Origin of the sequence: Pseudomonas sp. SWI36, assembly GCF_002948105.1 — a bacterium.
Taxonomy (GTDB): domain Bacteria; phylum Pseudomonadota; class Gammaproteobacteria; order Pseudomonadales; family Pseudomonadaceae; genus Aquipseudomonas; species Aquipseudomonas alloputida.
In genome coordinates this window covers 5,173,574-5,188,469 of the sequence record NZ_CP026675.1, presented here as the reverse complement: position 1 = coordinate 5,188,469, position 14,896 = coordinate 5,173,574, and the positions used below count along the sequence as shown (strand labels likewise).

General features: G+C 62.4%; 11 protein-coding genes. 2 read left to right on the top strand and 9 right to left on the bottom strand.

What is annotated here, in order from left to right; genetic code table 11:
• Positions 1-16 precede the first annotated feature (16 nt).
• From C4Q27_RS24690 to C4Q27_RS24660, 7 genes are all read right to left on the bottom strand, one after another.
• Positions 17-1,324, bottom strand: coding sequence for an MFS transporter (locus C4Q27_RS24690; protein WP_232968798.1), 1,308 nt, complete (start codon positions 1,322-1,324; stop codon positions 17-19).
• A 99-nt stretch (positions 1,325-1,423) separates the two neighbouring features.
• Positions 1,424-2,641 (bottom strand): fumarylacetoacetate hydrolase family protein, encoded by a 1,218-nt coding sequence (locus C4Q27_RS24685; RefSeq protein ID WP_104887502.1) that lies wholly within the window; start codon positions 2,639-2,641, stop codon positions 1,424-1,426.
• Between the two features lie 20 nt (positions 2,642-2,661).
• Complete coding sequence (locus C4Q27_RS24680; RefSeq protein ID WP_104887501.1) at positions 2,662-3,720, bottom strand: Ldh family oxidoreductase; 1,059 nt, start codon at positions 3,718-3,720, stop codon at positions 2,662-2,664.
• Positions 3,721-3,755: 35 nt separating this feature from the next.
• The gene (locus C4Q27_RS24675; RefSeq protein WP_064493097.1) at positions 3,756-5,297 is read right to left on the bottom strand and encodes a UxaA family hydrolase; all 1,542 of its coding nucleotides are present in this window, start codon (positions 5,295-5,297) and stop codon (positions 3,756-3,758) included.
• Between the two features lie 307 nt (positions 5,298-5,604).
• Positions 5,605-6,576: a LysR family transcriptional regulator gene (locus C4Q27_RS24670; RefSeq protein ID WP_104887500.1), complete on the bottom strand. Its 972-nt coding sequence runs from the start codon at positions 6,574-6,576 to the stop codon at positions 5,605-5,607.
• A gap of 27 nt (positions 6,577-6,603) precedes the next feature.
• Entirely contained in the window at positions 6,604-7,392 is a 789-nt protein-coding gene (locus C4Q27_RS24665; protein ID WP_177410023.1) for a LysR family transcriptional regulator, read from the bottom strand.
• A 46-nt stretch (positions 7,393-7,438) separates the two neighbouring features.
• Positions 7,439-8,793 (bottom strand): IS3 family transposase gene (locus C4Q27_RS24660; RefSeq protein ID WP_098089532.1). Its coding sequence is split into 2 segments (ribosomal slippage): positions 7,439-8,317 and positions 8,320-8,793, totalling 1,353 coding nucleotides; the frame shifts between segments, so codons are not numbered across the junction.
• A gap of 293 nt (positions 8,794-9,086) precedes the next feature.
• Between C4Q27_RS24660 and C4Q27_RS24650 the strand changes: the two genes are divergently transcribed.
• Both C4Q27_RS24650 and C4Q27_RS24645 read left to right on the top strand, forming a co-directional pair.
• Positions 9,087-10,400 carry an L-fuconate dehydratase gene (locus C4Q27_RS24650; RefSeq protein ID WP_049586184.1) on the top strand — a complete coding sequence of 438 codons (1,314 nt, stop codon included), beginning with the start codon at positions 9,087-9,089 and terminating at the stop codon, positions 10,398-10,400.
• Positions 10,401-10,466: 66 nt separating this feature from the next.
• Positions 10,467-11,768, top strand: coding sequence for an MFS transporter (locus C4Q27_RS24645; RefSeq protein ID WP_104887499.1), 1,302 nt, complete (start codon positions 10,467-10,469; stop codon positions 11,766-11,768).
• Positions 11,769-11,892: 124 nt separating this feature from the next.
• Here C4Q27_RS24645 and C4Q27_RS24640 read toward each other — a convergent pair whose 3' ends face one another.
• A complete protein-coding gene (locus C4Q27_RS24640; RefSeq protein WP_064493101.1) occupies positions 11,893-13,248 on the bottom strand; it encodes an aminotransferase class I/II-fold pyridoxal phosphate-dependent enzyme in 1,356 nt (451 codons plus the stop codon).
• Entirely contained in the window at positions 13,248-14,633 is a 1,386-nt protein-coding gene (locus C4Q27_RS24635; protein WP_064493102.1) for a hypothetical protein, read from the bottom strand. The genes C4Q27_RS24640 and C4Q27_RS24635 overlap by 1 nt, the downstream gene beginning before the upstream one ends.
• Positions 14,634-14,896: the final 263 nt, after the last annotated feature.

Genomic DNA, 14,896 nt, shown 5'->3' with positions numbered 1-14,896 from the left:
GCAGCCCCCGTAGCGTTCACGCCTGTTCAGTTGCGCCAGCCATCCCGCCCGCCTCGACCTTGGCACTGCCAATGGGTGCCTGTAGCAGCAGGAAGTACGCCACCGCCGAGCACAGCGCCACCACCGCGCTGATCATGAACGCTGTGGTGAACGAGCCCGAGTACTGGATGCTGAAGCCCGTCGCGATCGGTGCCACCGAGCCTGCGATGTAACCGCCGAAGTTCTGGATCGAGCCAAACGAAGCCACGCGCTGGCTGTCGACAATGGTGTTGACGATCATCCAGGCGGTGGCACTGGCCATATTGATGCTGAACAGCGCCAGGCAAAGCAGCATGATGCACCCCGTCAGGCCGGTGACGAACGACAGTGGCAAGGTGAACAGCGCTGCCAGCACCAGGCCAGTGATGACACTGAACTTGCGGCTGCCCAGCACGCTCATGCCACGCCTTACCAGCCAGTCACAGAAGCGCCCGGCAACGATGGTCCCCGCCGCACCGAAGCCATACGCCAGCGACACCACCCAGGCGGTCTTGTACAGGTCCAGGCCATGCTCGCGCTCGAAGTAGCCCGGCAGCCAGGTCAGGTGCAGCCAGAGCATGTAGATCACCCCCATGAAACCCAACACCGCGCCCCAGGTACTGCGGTGCTTGAACAGATCAAGCCAGCCGGCAAAGTACGAAGCCTTCGGCGCGGTTGCCGTGGCGGCCGCAGCCTGGCGCTCACTCGGCAGCGGTTTGCCTTCGGCGGCAAGCTCTGCCAGAAAACGGGCCTTGCTCTTGTAGAAGGTCAGCCAGCACAGCGCCAGCACCACGCCGATCACGCCGGTAATGATGAACATACCGCGCCAGCCAAAGTTGACCATGAACAGCGTCAGCAACGGCGGCGCCAGGCAGGGGCCAAGACAGGTCGACGACCAGACCACGCCGGTCGGGGTGCCGCGCTCGTTGGCGTCGAACCACTCCGACAATGCTTTGGCCGCCGATGGGAACATCGGCGCCTCGCCAATCCCCAGCAACACCCGCAGGCCCATGAAACCGGCAAAACTGTTGACCATGCCAAACGCCGCCTGGGCAACCGACCAACCCAGCAACGAGGCGCCGAGGGCGATCTTGCTGCCCAGGCGGTCAATGATCATGCCCATTGGCAACTGGGCAAAGGCATAGGCAATGGAAAAAGCCGACAACAGGATGCCCATCTGCGACGGGCTGATCATCATGTCTTTCTGGATGGAGGTGTTGGCGATCGACAGCGCACTACGGTCCAGGTAGTTGACGATGCCGATCAGCAGCAGGAACACGACGGTAATGCGCTGGTACTTCTTCATTGGGTTCATGTGATGACCTTTATTATTATTGTTGCCGCGCTGTCAGCGCCTTGACGATCCCTCGATGATGCTGCGCCCCTCCCTGACGCAGCGAGCCGTTCAAAGCGGGCGGGCGGTGGCCGCGACCTCCAGCAGGCCACGTCGGCCGAGGTTGTCGATCAACGCGCGCAGGCCGAAGTCCCACTGCGGTGCCAGATCGCTGGTGGTCACGCGGTTGCACAGGGTACCCAGTTGCGGGTTGCTGATGCTCACCACGTCACCCGGTTTGTGGGTAAAGCCGTTACCCGGCTGATCGCGGTCCTGCTTGGGGGCGAACAGGGTACCGAGGAACAGCACCAGGCCGTCAGGGTACTGGTGGTTTTCGTTGAGGGTTTGCTGCACCAGGTCTTGCGGGTCACGGCTGATCTGGCGCATGGAACTGCGCCCGGAGAGGATAAAGCCGTCCTCGCCTTCCACCCGCAGGTCCACCTCGGCAGCACGCACATCGTCCAGGCCGAAGCTTTCGTCGAACAACCGCAGCAGCGGGCCCAGTGCAGTGGAAGCGTTGTTGTCCTTGGCCTTGGACAGCAGCAACGCACTACGCCCTTCGAAGTCGCGCAGGTTGACGTCGTTGCCGAGCATGGCGCCTTTGATGCTGCCATTGCTCGACACGGCCAGCACCACTTCCGGCTCTGGGTTGTTCCAGCTGGACTTGGGGTGGATGCCGATGTCTGCGCCGTGGCCAACCGCGGACAGCGGTTGGGCCTTGGTGAACACTTCGGCATCCGGGCCGATACCCACCTCCAGGTACTGCGACCACAGGCCCTGCTCTACCAGCACCTTGCGCAGCGCTTCGGCCTGGGCCGAACCGGGCACGATCTGCGACAGGTCGGCGCCGATGCGGCTGGCCAGGGTGTCACGGATGGCGTCGGCCTTGGCCGGGTCGCCCTTGGCCTGTTCTTCCACCACACGCTCCAGCAGGCTGGTGGCGAAGGTCACACCAGCGGCCTTCACCGCTTGCAGGTCGATCGGCGCCAGCAGCCACGGCTGGTGCGGGGTGCGCCGTGCGGGATCGCTGTTGCCCAGCAATGCCGGCAGCGCAATCAAGGGTTCGGCCAGCGGCAAGGCACGCAGGTAGGCCACCGGATCGTCCACTTCCAGCAGTGCCGAGACGGTCGCCACGTGGGTGCTGATATCGTAGACGGCGCCGGCTTTCACCAGCACCACCGCCGGCCCCTGCTCCGGCAACCAGACGCGCCCTACCCAGCTGCCGCGGTCGAAAACGCTGGCATCATGGCTCAGTGGCAGCGGTTGATTGGCGTTCGTTCGATCAGTCATCTGTGTTCCCTTGCTTTGCATCATTGGAAAAGTCCCGGCAGTTGCAACTGCCCAGCCACGCGCTCAAGGTCGGCTATCAGCTGCGGCGAAAGGCTCACGCCCTGCTCCAAGGCCTGTCGACGCAGGGCAAGGCCTGCTTGCCCCGGCAGGCGTACCGGGCGTTCGGGGTCGAGCGGGCGGCTTGCCAGAACCAATCCCCCCAGGAAGCTGGTTTCGTCGAGGAACGCCTCCAGGCCGCCGAACATGCGCGGGTCAATCACCAGCGCAGTGGCCGAGGCGCCCCACTGGTCCGGTGCATCCTTGCGCCCATGGCCGGCCAGCCCCGAGGTGAGGGCTTCGACCAACAGCGCAAGGGCAAACCCTTTGTGGCCAAAGGCCTGGCCGCCGAGCGGCAGGATGCTGCCTTGCGGGCGGGTAAAGAAATCGCCCGGGTCATCGCTGAGCTGCCCGTCATTGCTCACCAGCACCGGGTGCGGCAGACGCCGGCCGGCATCGCGGCATTGGCCGACCAGGCCGAGGGTGACGGTGGACATGCTGACATCCAGCAGGATCGGCTCACCCTGGGTCGGGATACCGGCAGCAATCGGGTTGGGGGTGTACACCGGGTCGATGCCACCATGAGCACAGACCAACCCCACCGACGGATCCGACGAGTAGACCATGGCCAGCAACCCTTGGTCGGTGTATGGCTTGAGGTAGGCGGCCAGGCAGCCGATATGGGCAGCGCGGCGTACTACCGCAATACCGATGCCCTGCTTGGTCGCGCCAGCGGCCGCGCAATCCAGTGCCCGGCTGACGCAATAGGGCCCCAACACGTAGTGGCCGTCGAACAGGCTGGAAACACCACTGTCGGCGACCTGTTCCAGCGCCTGCGCGCTGGCCTTGACCTGGCCGCTGAGCATGCCGTCGATGTAGCGGCTGACCAGGTTGAGGCCATGGGTACGGTGGCCGAGCAGTTCGCCTTCGAGCAGCACACGGGTCACCACCTGGGCGACGTCCACGTCGGCTCCGGCTTTCATGAACAGTTGCTCGACAAACGTGGTAAGCGCTTGCACGTTGTACAGCGTGGTTTGAATCATTGCAGTTGCCTCGCAAATGGGACGGGAGCGGTCGATCAGGTCACGGCGCCGATCTGCCACGGGACGAACTCGTTTTGCCCGTAGCCGTGCTGTTCGCTCTTGCTGCGTTCCCCGGAGGCAATGCGCAGCATCTGCTCGAAGATGAATGCGCCGCGCTCCTCGATGCTGGTGGAGCCATCGGCGATGCCGCCGCAATTGACGTCCATGTCCTCTTGCTGGTGCTCGAACACCCGGTTGTTGGTTGCCAGCTTGATCGATGGCGCCGGGGCACAGCCGTAGGCCGAGCCGCGGCCGGTGGTGAAGGCGATCAGGTTGGCCCCGCCGGCCACCTGACCGGTGGCCGAGACCGGGTCGTAGCCGGGGGTGTCCATGAACACCAGGCCCTGGGCTCGCACGGCTTGCGCGTACTGATACACATCGACCAGGTTGCTGGAACCTGCCTTGGCCACTGCGCCCAGGGATTTCTCGAGGATAGTGGTCAGCCCCCCTGCCTTGTTGCCGGCCGAGGGGTTGTTGTTCAATTCGGCGTTCATACGCTGGCAGTAGTCTTCCCACCAGCGAATGCGCGCCACCAGCTTCTCCCCCACCTCACGGCTTACCGCGCGCCGCGTGAGCAAGTGCTCGGCACCATAGATTTCCGGGGTTTCGGAGAGAATGGCGGTACCGCCGGCGGCCACCAGGCGGTCAACGGCATTGCCCAGTGCCGGGTTGGCGGTGATCCCCGAATAGCCATCTGAGCCGCCGCACTGCAGGCCGACCACCAGGTGGCGGGCACTGACAGGCTGGCGCCGTACCTGATTGGCCTCGGCCAACAGAGCCTTGACCTGGGCGATACCGGCAGCGATGGTTTTCGAAGTGCCCCCGATCCCTTGGATGGTAAAGGCGCGCAGTTGCGCACTTGCCTGCAGGCCTTGGGTTTCCAGCAGGGTTTCGATCTGGTTGGTTTCGCAGCCCAGGCCGATGATCAGCACGGCAGCGAAGTTGGGGTGGACGGCGTAACCGGCCAGGGTGCGGCGCAACAGGCCCAGGGCTTCACCGCTCGGGTCAACTGCGCAACCGGCACCGTGGGTCAGGGCGACCACACCGTCGACATTCGGGTAGTCGGCCAGCACCTCGGGGTGAATGTCACGGCGGAAATGGTCGGCCACGGCCCGGGCCACGGTCGCCGAACAGTTTACCGAGGTGAGAATGCCGATGTAGTTGCGGGTGGCGACACGGCCATCGGCGCGCACGATGCCCTGGAACTGCGCGGCGCTGCCTGGCAGGCTGCGGGTATCGACACCAAACGCGTAGTCACGGGCAAAATCGCCCATCTGCACGTTGTGCACATGCACATGGTCGCCAGCGTCGATCGCCTGGGACGCAAAACCGATGATCTGCCCGTAACGGCGCAACGGCTGGCCTTGCGCCACAGGCTCGGTGGCGAGCTTGTGGCCTGAAGGGATGGGCTGGCGCACGGTAATCGCCTCGGCATCCAGGCGCACGCCTGGCAGCAGGGCCTGGCGGGCAATGACGACGTTGTCCAAAGGGTTGAGGCGGATGACGGCGGGGTCACCGGATTTGGCAATCAGTTGCATGGGACCTCTCAGGGCGGAGCGGCTGACTTCTTGTTATGGCTGTAGCCACTGTAAGAAGCCTGGTGCCGCATTCCCAATGAGATGATCCGATCGAGCGATAACCTGAAGTTATCGCAAGGGTATTCCGGTGCGTTATCTTCAATCGGCTAGTGTGGTGTTTTGCAAATACGGCCAATAACTCGCGAGCGATTTTTGCGTTCAGGCAAGGCGTCGCGACGAGTCGTAGCCCAGCTACGGCGAGGAGCGACAACGCCGCATGAGCGCAAAAAGCGCCGCGAGTTATGGTCGTTATTTGTGAAACACCACACTAGGGGCAGAACGCAGCATCTGCCGGGGATTGCCGCCGGCGCTGCGCGCCCTCCAGCAGAATCTCGACAAACGCCCTGGCGGAGGCGCTCAGCGGTTCATCCTTGCGGGTGACCACACCATACTCCAGCGCGGGCACCTGCAAAGAGCTGCGCAGCTCCTTGAACTGCCCGCTGGCCAACTGCGCGGCCACCATTGAGCGCGGCAGCATGGCAATCATCGGTGCCGATTGCAGCAACTGCAGGAACATGGGCATGGAGATGGTCTCCACGCAGTCGGCAGGCGTGGCGATTCCGGCCACCCGGAACGCCTGCTCCAGGCGGTTGCGGATGGGCGTACCTACCGGATACAGCACCCACGGCCAATCGCCTAGCGCTTCAAGCGGTGTGTTATCGAGCTGGTTGAGCGGGTGCTCGCTGTTCACCACCAGGCTGAAGGGTTCAGGCTCCAGCGGCTGGAAGTCGAACAGCTGACCGAAGCGTTCCTCGGTGAAGCGGCCAATCATGATGTCCAGCTTGTTCTGCTCGAGCATGGTCAGCAGGTGATCGCTGGAATGCTCCACCACTTCAATCGACAGTAACGGGCTTCGCGCCTTGATGGCGGCGATGGCCTGCGGTAATACCAATGCGGTCGCGGCAAAGATACCGCCAACGCGGATGAAACCGTGCCCGCCGTTGCGCAGGCGGTTGACCTGATCGACGAACTGTTGCGACTCGGCCAGGGCACCCTGGGCGTACCGCACCACGTATTCACCCAGTTCGGTGGGCGGCATGCTGCGAGGCAGGCGCTCGAACAGGGCAAAGCCGAACTGCTCCTCAAGGTCACGCAGCATTTTGCTGAGCGCCGGCTGGCTGAGGTTCATGCGCGTGGCGGTGGCGTGCATGTTGCGCGTGCGCGCCAGGGTGTCGATCAACACCAGGTGCTTGTAGCGGATCCAGTTGCAAAAACTGGAATGGGTCATGTCCGGCGGCATAGACGCAGGGCCTCATGCAGGTGAAAGTTATTGTGCCCGCAGGTAGCGCAGCAAGGTATCAAGGGCAACCGAGTTGGGCCGCGAACGCAGGGTGAGCACCCCAAGGTTGGCCATCGCCAATGGCAACTCCACCGGCAGGATGGCGACCATGCCATAGCGGGCATAATGCTGGGCCACGTCATTGGGCACCACCGCAATCATTTCGGACGCTTCGAGCATGGCAGTGGTCGCCAGGATCGACGCGGTTTCGACGATATCCAGCGACTGCACCATGCCGCCGGCCTGCAATGCGCTTTCGACGCGACGGCGCATCGGGCTGCCGATGGGGTGCAAGATCCACGTCAAGCTCACCAGGTCGGCCAGCTGCAGCCCTGTGGCTGTCGCCAAGGGATGACCTGCGCGAGCAATCACACGCATCTGCTCACCGCCGTCGAACAGCTCGATATTCAGTTCCTGGCTGTCGCTCTGGTCCGGCAGGCGCCCCACCACCATATCGAAATCACCGCGTAGCAAGGCCGGCAGCAAGGTATCGCTGGTGCCCACTTCCAGCGAGATACGTACCTTGGGCTGGTCGCGCTTGTAGGCCAGCACCGCCTTGGTCAGTACGCCCGGTACCGGGCCCATGACGCTGCCCACCCGCACCAGGCCCAACGCCCCGCGCGCCAGTTCGGCGATTTGCGCCTGGGCATGATCGAACTCATGCAATGCGTTTTGCGCATAGCGAATCATCACCTCGCCATACAGCGTCGCTTGCATCCCCCGGGGCAGGCGCTCGAACAGACGTACCCCCAGGCGCTCCTCAAGCTGCTGTAGCAACAGGCTGGCGGCCGGTTGTGGACTGCCCCCCAAAAGTTGGACAGTTTTAAGCTGCAGCCTGAGCCCTGTACTCCACAGGGCTCAGGCCATTGAGCCTCAGCTTGATGCGATCATGGTTGTAGTAGTGAATGTACTCATCCAGACCCGCTCTCAGCTCATCAATGCTCTCGAAACGCTTCAGGTAGAAAAACTCAGATTTCAGCGTGCCGAAGAAGCTTTCCATGGCCGCGTTGTCCAGGCAATTGCCTTTTCGGGACATGCTCTGCTTTACCCCGCATTCGCTTAGCTTACGGCGGTATTGCGCCTGCTGGTAATGCCATCCCTGATCCGAATGCAGCACGAGCTTCGGTTTCTCTCCCAGGCAATCGAGCGCTTTGCCAAGCATGTTCCCAACCAGGCTATAGCACGGGCGGCTGGCCATTTCGTAGGCCACGATTTCGCCGTTGTACAAATCCATCACGGGCGACAGATAGAGCTTCTGTTGAGCTACTTTGAACTCGGTTACGTCAGTCACCCACTTCTGGTTTGGGCGTTGAGCGACAAAATTTCGCTCCAGTACATTCGCTGCCACTTTGCCGACGGTACCTCGATAGGAGCGATATTTCTTGGGGCGCACTACTGATTTCAATCCCTGCTCAGCCATCAGCCGTTCAATGACCTTCTTGTTCACCCGCTTTTCCTTCCTGATTACGAGTGCGATACGGCGATAACCATAAAGCCGTTTCTGCTCGTGATAGACGCGATGCACCAATGCCTTGAGCTCAGCATGCCGGTCTGGCTTCTGCTGAGCTTTGAGCTGGTAGTAGAAGGTGCTGCGCGCCAGCTCGACCAACTGAAGGAGGTCAGGCAAAGGAAACCTGCGCTTGAGTTTGGAAACGATCAGGACTTTTTCCCGCGTGTTCGTTCCTTTTCCTCGCGCAGAGCCTTGAGCTCCTTTAGGACAGCATTCTCCATGCGCAGGTACTCAAGTTCAGCCATCAGCTGATCTCGAGACTTCTGATCATCATTGGTATCGGTGGGTTTGGCAGGCTTGATCTTCTTCGACACGTCGATTGGCTTTCTTGGCTTGATGGCAGTAGAGGGTGCAGGACTGCCACTGTAGTACTGCCGCTGCCAAATGCCTATCTGAGAGGACTGCCCAAGACCAAAGTGGGCAGCGGTCTGGCGCAGCGAAAGCCGATGCTCGTGCATATAGCTAAGCACCTGCTGTTTGAAATCACTGGTATAGCGCCGCCCATGCGAGCCTGGACCAATGCCATTATTGGCCTGATAACTGGCCACCCAGCGTCGAAGCAGGCTGAAATCGATACCTAAGTGTTGAGCCACCTTTCGGAAACCGTTGCTGCCATCCAGGTAGGCTGTGATCGCTGTGAGCTTGAATTGCTCGGTGTACTTACCCATAGATCCCCCAAGGGTTGGATTGGTGTCCAACTTCTTGGGGGCAGTCCATTGCGTGGTGTGCATCGCGGCGGCGGCGCGGCGCAGGTTGCCGAATTCGCCCAGCGCATTGAGCAACGTGATCTGACGGCTGGAAATCTTCAAGGCACCGAGGCTGGCAGGCGCCTGGGCCTTGTCAGGTGGCAAGCGAGACATATCGAATCCGGTATCACTGATTAAGATTTGGCGATTATGCCTGTATCGCTCGACAACCTACAGTCAGCTCTCCCTGTGCCTGAACAGAACAAGAGTCGACCATGAGCATACGCATTACCCACCTGAGCGTTCGCGATATCCGTTTCCCCACTTCGCTGTCGCTGGATGGCTCCGACGCCATGAACAGTGCCCCCGACTATTCGGCGGCTTACGTGGTGCTGCACACCGACGCTGCCGCCCTCGAGGGCCACGGCCTGACCTTCACCATCGGCCGTGGCAACGAGATATGCGCGGCAGCGGTGCAGTCGCTGGCCCCCTTGATCGTCGGCCTTACGCTCGAAGAAATCAGCGCCGACATGGGCGCTTTCTGGCATCGCTTTACCGTCAGCGACAGCCAGTTGCGCTGGCTGGGCCCGGAAAAGGGCGTGATCCACCTGGCCACCGCCGCCATCATCAACGCAGTGTGGGACCTCTGGGCCAAGCACGAAGGCAAGCCCGTGTGGAAACTGCTGGCCGACATGACGCCGGAGCAGCTGGTGCGCTGCCTGGACTTCAGCTACGTCACCGACGTGCTCACCCCCGAAGAGGCCATCGCCCTGCTGCGCCGCCAGGCGCCGGGCAAAGCCGAGCGCGAGGCACACATGCTGCGTGAAGGCTACCCCGGGTACACCACTGCCCCGGGCTGGCTGGGCTACAGCGAAGAGAAGATGCGCAAACTGGCCCGCGAGGCCGTGGCAGACGGCTGGACCCACATCAAACAGAAGATCGGGGCCGACCTGGAAGAAGACATCCGCCGCGCCAGCATCCTGCGCGACGAAATCGGCTGGGAACGCACCCTGATGATGGATGCCAACCAAGTGTGGGGCGTCGAAGAGTCGGTGGCCAACATGCGCCGCCTGGCCGCATTCGAACCGCTTTGGATCGAAGAACCGACCAGCCCCGATGACATTCTTGGCCACGCCACCATTCGCCAGCGCATTGCGCCAATCGGTGTCGCCACCGGTGAGCATTGCCACAACCGGGTGATGTTCAAGCAGATGTTCCAGGCCGGTGCACTGGACTTCTGCCAGCTGGACGCAGCCCGCCTGGGTGGCCTTAACGAGGTCCTGATCGTGCTGCTGATGGCCGCCAAGTACGACGTGCCGGTCTGCCCGCACGGCGGTGGCGTCGGGCTGTGCGAATATGTGCAGAACATCGCGCTTTTCGACTACATCGCGGTTTCTGCCTCGCTGCACAACCGGGTGCTGGAGTACGTCGACCACCTGCACGAGCACTTCATCGACCCGGTGGTGATCCATCGCGGGCGCTACATGCCGCCACAACGCCCTGGCTACAGCATTGAGATGCACGCTGAGACCCTGGAACGTTACCAGTACCCCAACGGCGCCGTGTGGCTCGACATCAACCGTTCCTGACCCACAGACCTGGGTGTGCCGCTGCTGCGCGGCACACCACCAGCACTTTTCACGGGGAAAAAAACAATGACAACCCTCACCCGCGCAGCGGCTTGCGCCCCTGCCACCACCCATGAGCAGCGCTTGAACGGCCTGCTGCTACGCAAATTGATGCCACTGCTCATCGTCGTCTACGTGATGAGCTTTCTTGACCGCACCAACATCGCCCTGGCGAAAGCCAGCATGGGCATCGACCTGGGCCTTTCGGCAGCCGCCTATGGCCTGGGCGCGGGCTTGTTCTTCCTCACCTATGCCTTGGCCGAAGTGCCCAGCAACCTGATCATGCACCGGGTGGGCGCGCGCTTCTGGATCACCCGTATCATGATTACCTGGGGTTTGCTCTCGGCGGGCATGGCCTTCGTTCAGGGTGAAACCTCGTTCTACATCATGCGCCTGTTGCTGGGGGTAGCCGAAGCTGGCCTGTTCCCCGGGGTAATGCTGTACCTGACCTACTGGTTCGACCGCGAACAACGCGCCCGTGCCACGGGGTACTTCCTGCTGGGTGTGTGCCTGGCCAACATCCTTAGCGGCCCGCTGGGCGGTGCCCTGCTGGAGCTGGACGGTGTACTGGGCTGGCATGGCTGGCAATGGTTGTTCGTGCTCGAAGGCCTGCCCGCCGTAGCCTTGGCCTATGTGGTGTGGAAGAAGCTGCCGGACGGTCCGGCCTCGGCGCCTTGGCTGACGGCTGCCGACGCCCAGGACATCGAGCGCCGCCTGGCCGCAGAGCAGGCCGCCGCACCGCAGCAGAGCAAGCTGGGGCAGATGTTCCGCGACCGGCAGATCTGGCTGGCGATCGTGGTCTACTTCGTGCACCAGATCACCATCTACACGGTGATTTTCTTCCTGCCGGGCATTATCGGCACCTACGCTGCGCTTTCGCCCTTCCAGGTCGGCCTGCTGACAGCGGTGCCGTGGATTGCAGCAGCCATTGGCGCAGCTACCTTCCCACGCCTGGCCACCTCGCCGCGCCGCTGCCGCACCCTGTTGTTCCTTGGCCTGCTGACCATGGCGGCCGGATTGCTGCTGGCATCGCTGGCCAACTCGTTCATCGGCCTGCTCGGGTTTTCCCTGACCGCGCTGATGCTGTTCGTGGTGCAGTCGATCATCTTCGTCTTTCCCTCCAGCCGACTGAGCGGCAGTGCGTTGGCGGCGGGCCTGGCCTTTGTCACCACTTGCGGTCTGTTTGGCGGTTTCGTCGGGCCGTCGGTGATGGGCTTGATCGAGCAGACCACCGGCAGCACCCGCAACGGGTTGTGGATCATTGCCGCGTTGCTGGTATGTGCGGCGCTGGTCAGTACCCGTTTGCGTCAGGGGCAAGAGCAACCCTGAGGAGAACTCAATTTACGCCGCCTGCAGGTGGCTCTTTGTGCTGCGGAGCCTTGAGGTTTTCAGGCCGTCATTTCACTTGTCGGCCCTCTCGCAGCACTTGGCAGCACCTGCAAGCGTCTTGATTTCAACTTGTGATGCGGGTGTTTCGCCCGCAGCGCACCTCAAGCGCCTGCGCCAGTCGCCTTACCACCAGTTGCAGTTCATCCGGGCGTCCACCCAGCCAGATCAGAGCAAGGTGTTGAGGGTAATGCCCCGGCAGGCCGAACTGCTCACCCGGTAGTGCGTGCAGTGCAGAACCTGCCAACGCTGCGGTAATACCGTCCCACGCCAGCGGCTGGCAAAAGCTCACCCACAGCATCTGCCCACCTTGCGGCATGTCGAAGACCACCCGTTGGCCGAATTGCGATTGCAGTGCATGCGCCAGGTATTGCGTACGCCTTTGCAAGTCTGTGCGTTGCTGTACCAGCTGCGTTTCGATTTCCCCCTTGCCGAGCATGTGAGCAAGCGCCTGCAAACGTAGCGGCGCAAGCCGATACGCCCGTTCAGCGAATGCCTTGGCCAACACGGTGTCACGGCTCAGTAAATAGGCATACGGCGCCTCTGCCCCCACTGCGGCCTCGAACGTGCCCATCACCAGAAGCCAGCGCGGGTCGATCCAGTCACGCAGGCGTGTGCTCGGCGGCCCGTCGTAACAGAGCTCGCTGTCCAGGTCGTTTTCCAGCAGCCATACAGGGTGCTGGCCAAGCAAAAGACCAAGCTGCTGCTGGTAATACGGGGAAACCAGCCGCCCTTGTGGCATGCCCAGGCAAGACGGCATGACCAGCAGGCTTACCGGCTCGCTACCCAGCAGCTTGGCCAACGCGTGCAGCTCGGGGTTGCCACGGGCATCCAGTGGTGCCTCCAGCACGCGCATGCCGGCACGCGCCAGGGCGCGCAACACTTGCCAGCAACAGGGCGAATGCACCAATGCGGTACCACCTTGCAGGGCCAGCGCCGCAAGCAGCGTCTCCAGCAACGCGAGCACATCGGGGGCCAGATGGACGTCATCGGCATGCCAGTACTGGTTGGAGCAGCGGGTGTATCGCTCAGCCACGGCACTGCGCAAACGGGCGCTACCCAGCGCTTCCCAGGACGCAACGCTGCGATCACGCTGACGGGCCAAACGCCGTTCGTGACCAAGCAGCATGCGCTCCAACAGTGGCTGCGTCGGCAAGGGAGGCTGCCGGGCCACGGCCACAGCCTGATCTTTGCCATCGTTCTGTACGTAATAGCCCGACCTCGGCAGGCAGTGTACACGGCCCTCCTCTTCCAGCAGGCTGTAGGCACTTTGTACCGTCGCCAACGACACCCGCAGCCGCCGGGACAACTCACGCAATGACGGCAACCGGCATGTGCCAACACCTGCAGCTTGTTCGATCAACGCTTCCAGGTAGCGATACACCTTGCGATACGCGAACTCGCCTGGGGCCGCTCGCCCCATCAAGGCAGCCCCGCAACACCACGCCGCCGCCCCAACGCCAGCTGTGGCAGCAGCCTCAGGTGTACATCGCGGCGGGCCAGGTTGTTAAGCAGGCGCCATCCCGCCAACGGCAACTGCCCATCATAAATTTGCCGCAGTTGCCCCAACGGCAAGCCACTGGTATTCACCAGCCAGGCTTTGACTGCATCGGGGCAGGGTTTGCCTTGCAAGGCCCTGTGCAGATACGGCAACGCCACCACCATGTCGGCGTGCCGACACTGCAAGAACCGCTCGAGGTTTTTCCCCTGCCTGGCAAACGGGCTGAACAGCAGGCACACCAGTTGGGCCTGGTTGATGCCGTAGGCTTTGCCAAATAGCAACGGCACGGCGTCACGCTGCTTGCTGCCACCCGCCTGCCCTGCCAGCCTCAGCGCTGGGCGCCCGACCAGCGGCTCCAGACTGCGGGCGCGCAGTTCATGCAGCTGTGCCGTGGCTAGCGAGTCGACGAACTCGGACAGCGGCAAAGCATCCGCAGCCGTCTCGAAGTGACAACCCAGCATCGCGTCAAGCTGCTGCTCTTCAAGCAAGTGCGGCAACAGGTCATCAATAGCGATCAGCCGCACCGGCGCACGCTCCGGTACGGCGCCTGGAACCGGCTCGTGCTGACCACCCGGTGCGCCCCCAACAGCACCGTGCAATCGGCTCAGCCCTTGGGCCAGCGCCGCCAGGCACTGGTGCACTGCATGCGGGGCATGCACGCCGGCCAGGCGCAGGCTACGCCGGGCCCACGCCAGGTATCGCCGCCGCTGGAGCCCGGGCATGGCGGTGACCAACGCATCGGGAGGCACCGCTGCCTGCAGCGCCTGAACCACGGCGCCCGCCAGCTCCAGGTGCAGGCGGCAACCCAGCAGGGCTTCCGGCCTGGCATCGATCATGTGGCCGAACATCAACATCGCGTCCCTCGCCAGCAGCCAGCGCTCAGGCATTACCGAGAGCCGACAACTGAACGGCACCACTGCGCGCCCCTCGATCATCTGCAATTGCACGCGCGGGTCATCCTGCATGAACAACGCGCTAAAACTGCGCTCGTGAGCTTCCAGCGTGGCGCTATCGGCAACCGGCAGGCTGACCACCAATACCCGCAGCTGGAAGGTTACCGGCGAACGCAGGGCAATGCTCAGCTGCGCGGCACGCAACATGGCCAGCAGCCGGCTGCTGCGGCGGTCGCTCCCTTGCAATACCTGCAAGCTGAAAGTACCGATGTACTCCGGCCCGCCTGCAGCGACCAACAGGCGTTGTATCAGCAACTGCAAGGAAGCGCGCTGCGCCTGGGACATGTGATTCAACAAGCGCTCGAGTACTTGCTGGTAGATATAATGCATCGCCTGGTCGTGAATAGCAGTCACGCAATCACCTCATCAACTTCATGCAGCCAGCGCATGCACCCAACATTTGAGCGTGAACATGCACCAAACTTACCTAGAAGAAATTTCCTACAACAAAATGAAAGTAATGACGTAACCCTTCACTGTCGCCAAGCCATCGAGAAAAAACCGCCCCTGCGATGGCCTGTCGCTGTCACATACTGCTCCATATCAGGCATTGCCATGCTCATCCCACGTTCCTTGCACAAACTATCATTGGGCCATTATCGAGAGGGAGGCAGCGC

Excerpts from the sequence above, each read along its gene's own strand:
- C4Q27_RS24690 (WP_232968798.1), bottom strand. The coding sequence starts at position 1,324 with ATGAAGAAGTACCAGCGCATTACCGTCGTGTTCCTGCTGCTGATCGGC.
- C4Q27_RS24685 (WP_104887502.1), bottom strand. The coding sequence starts at position 2,641 with ATGACTGATCGAACGAACGCCAATCAACCGCTGCCACTGAGCCATGAT.
- C4Q27_RS24680 (WP_104887501.1), bottom strand. The coding sequence starts at position 3,720 with ATGATTCAAACCACGCTGTACAACGTGCAAGCGCTTACCACGTTTGTC.
- C4Q27_RS24675 (WP_064493097.1), bottom strand. The coding sequence starts at position 5,297 with ATGCAACTGATTGCCAAATCCGGTGACCCCGCCGTCATCCGCCTCAAC.
- C4Q27_RS24670 (WP_104887500.1), bottom strand. The coding sequence starts at position 6,576 with ATGCCGCCGGACATGACCCATTCCAGTTTTTGCAACTGGATCCGCTAC.
- C4Q27_RS24650 (WP_049586184.1), top strand. The coding sequence starts at position 9,087 with ATGAGCATACGCATTACCCACCTGAGCGTTCGCGATATCCGTTTCCCC.
- C4Q27_RS24645 (WP_104887499.1), top strand. The coding sequence starts at position 10,467 with ATGACAACCCTCACCCGCGCAGCGGCTTGCGCCCCTGCCACCACCCAT.
- C4Q27_RS24640 (WP_064493101.1), bottom strand. The coding sequence starts at position 13,248 with ATGGGGCGAGCGGCCCCAGGCGAGTTCGCGTATCGCAAGGTGTATCGC.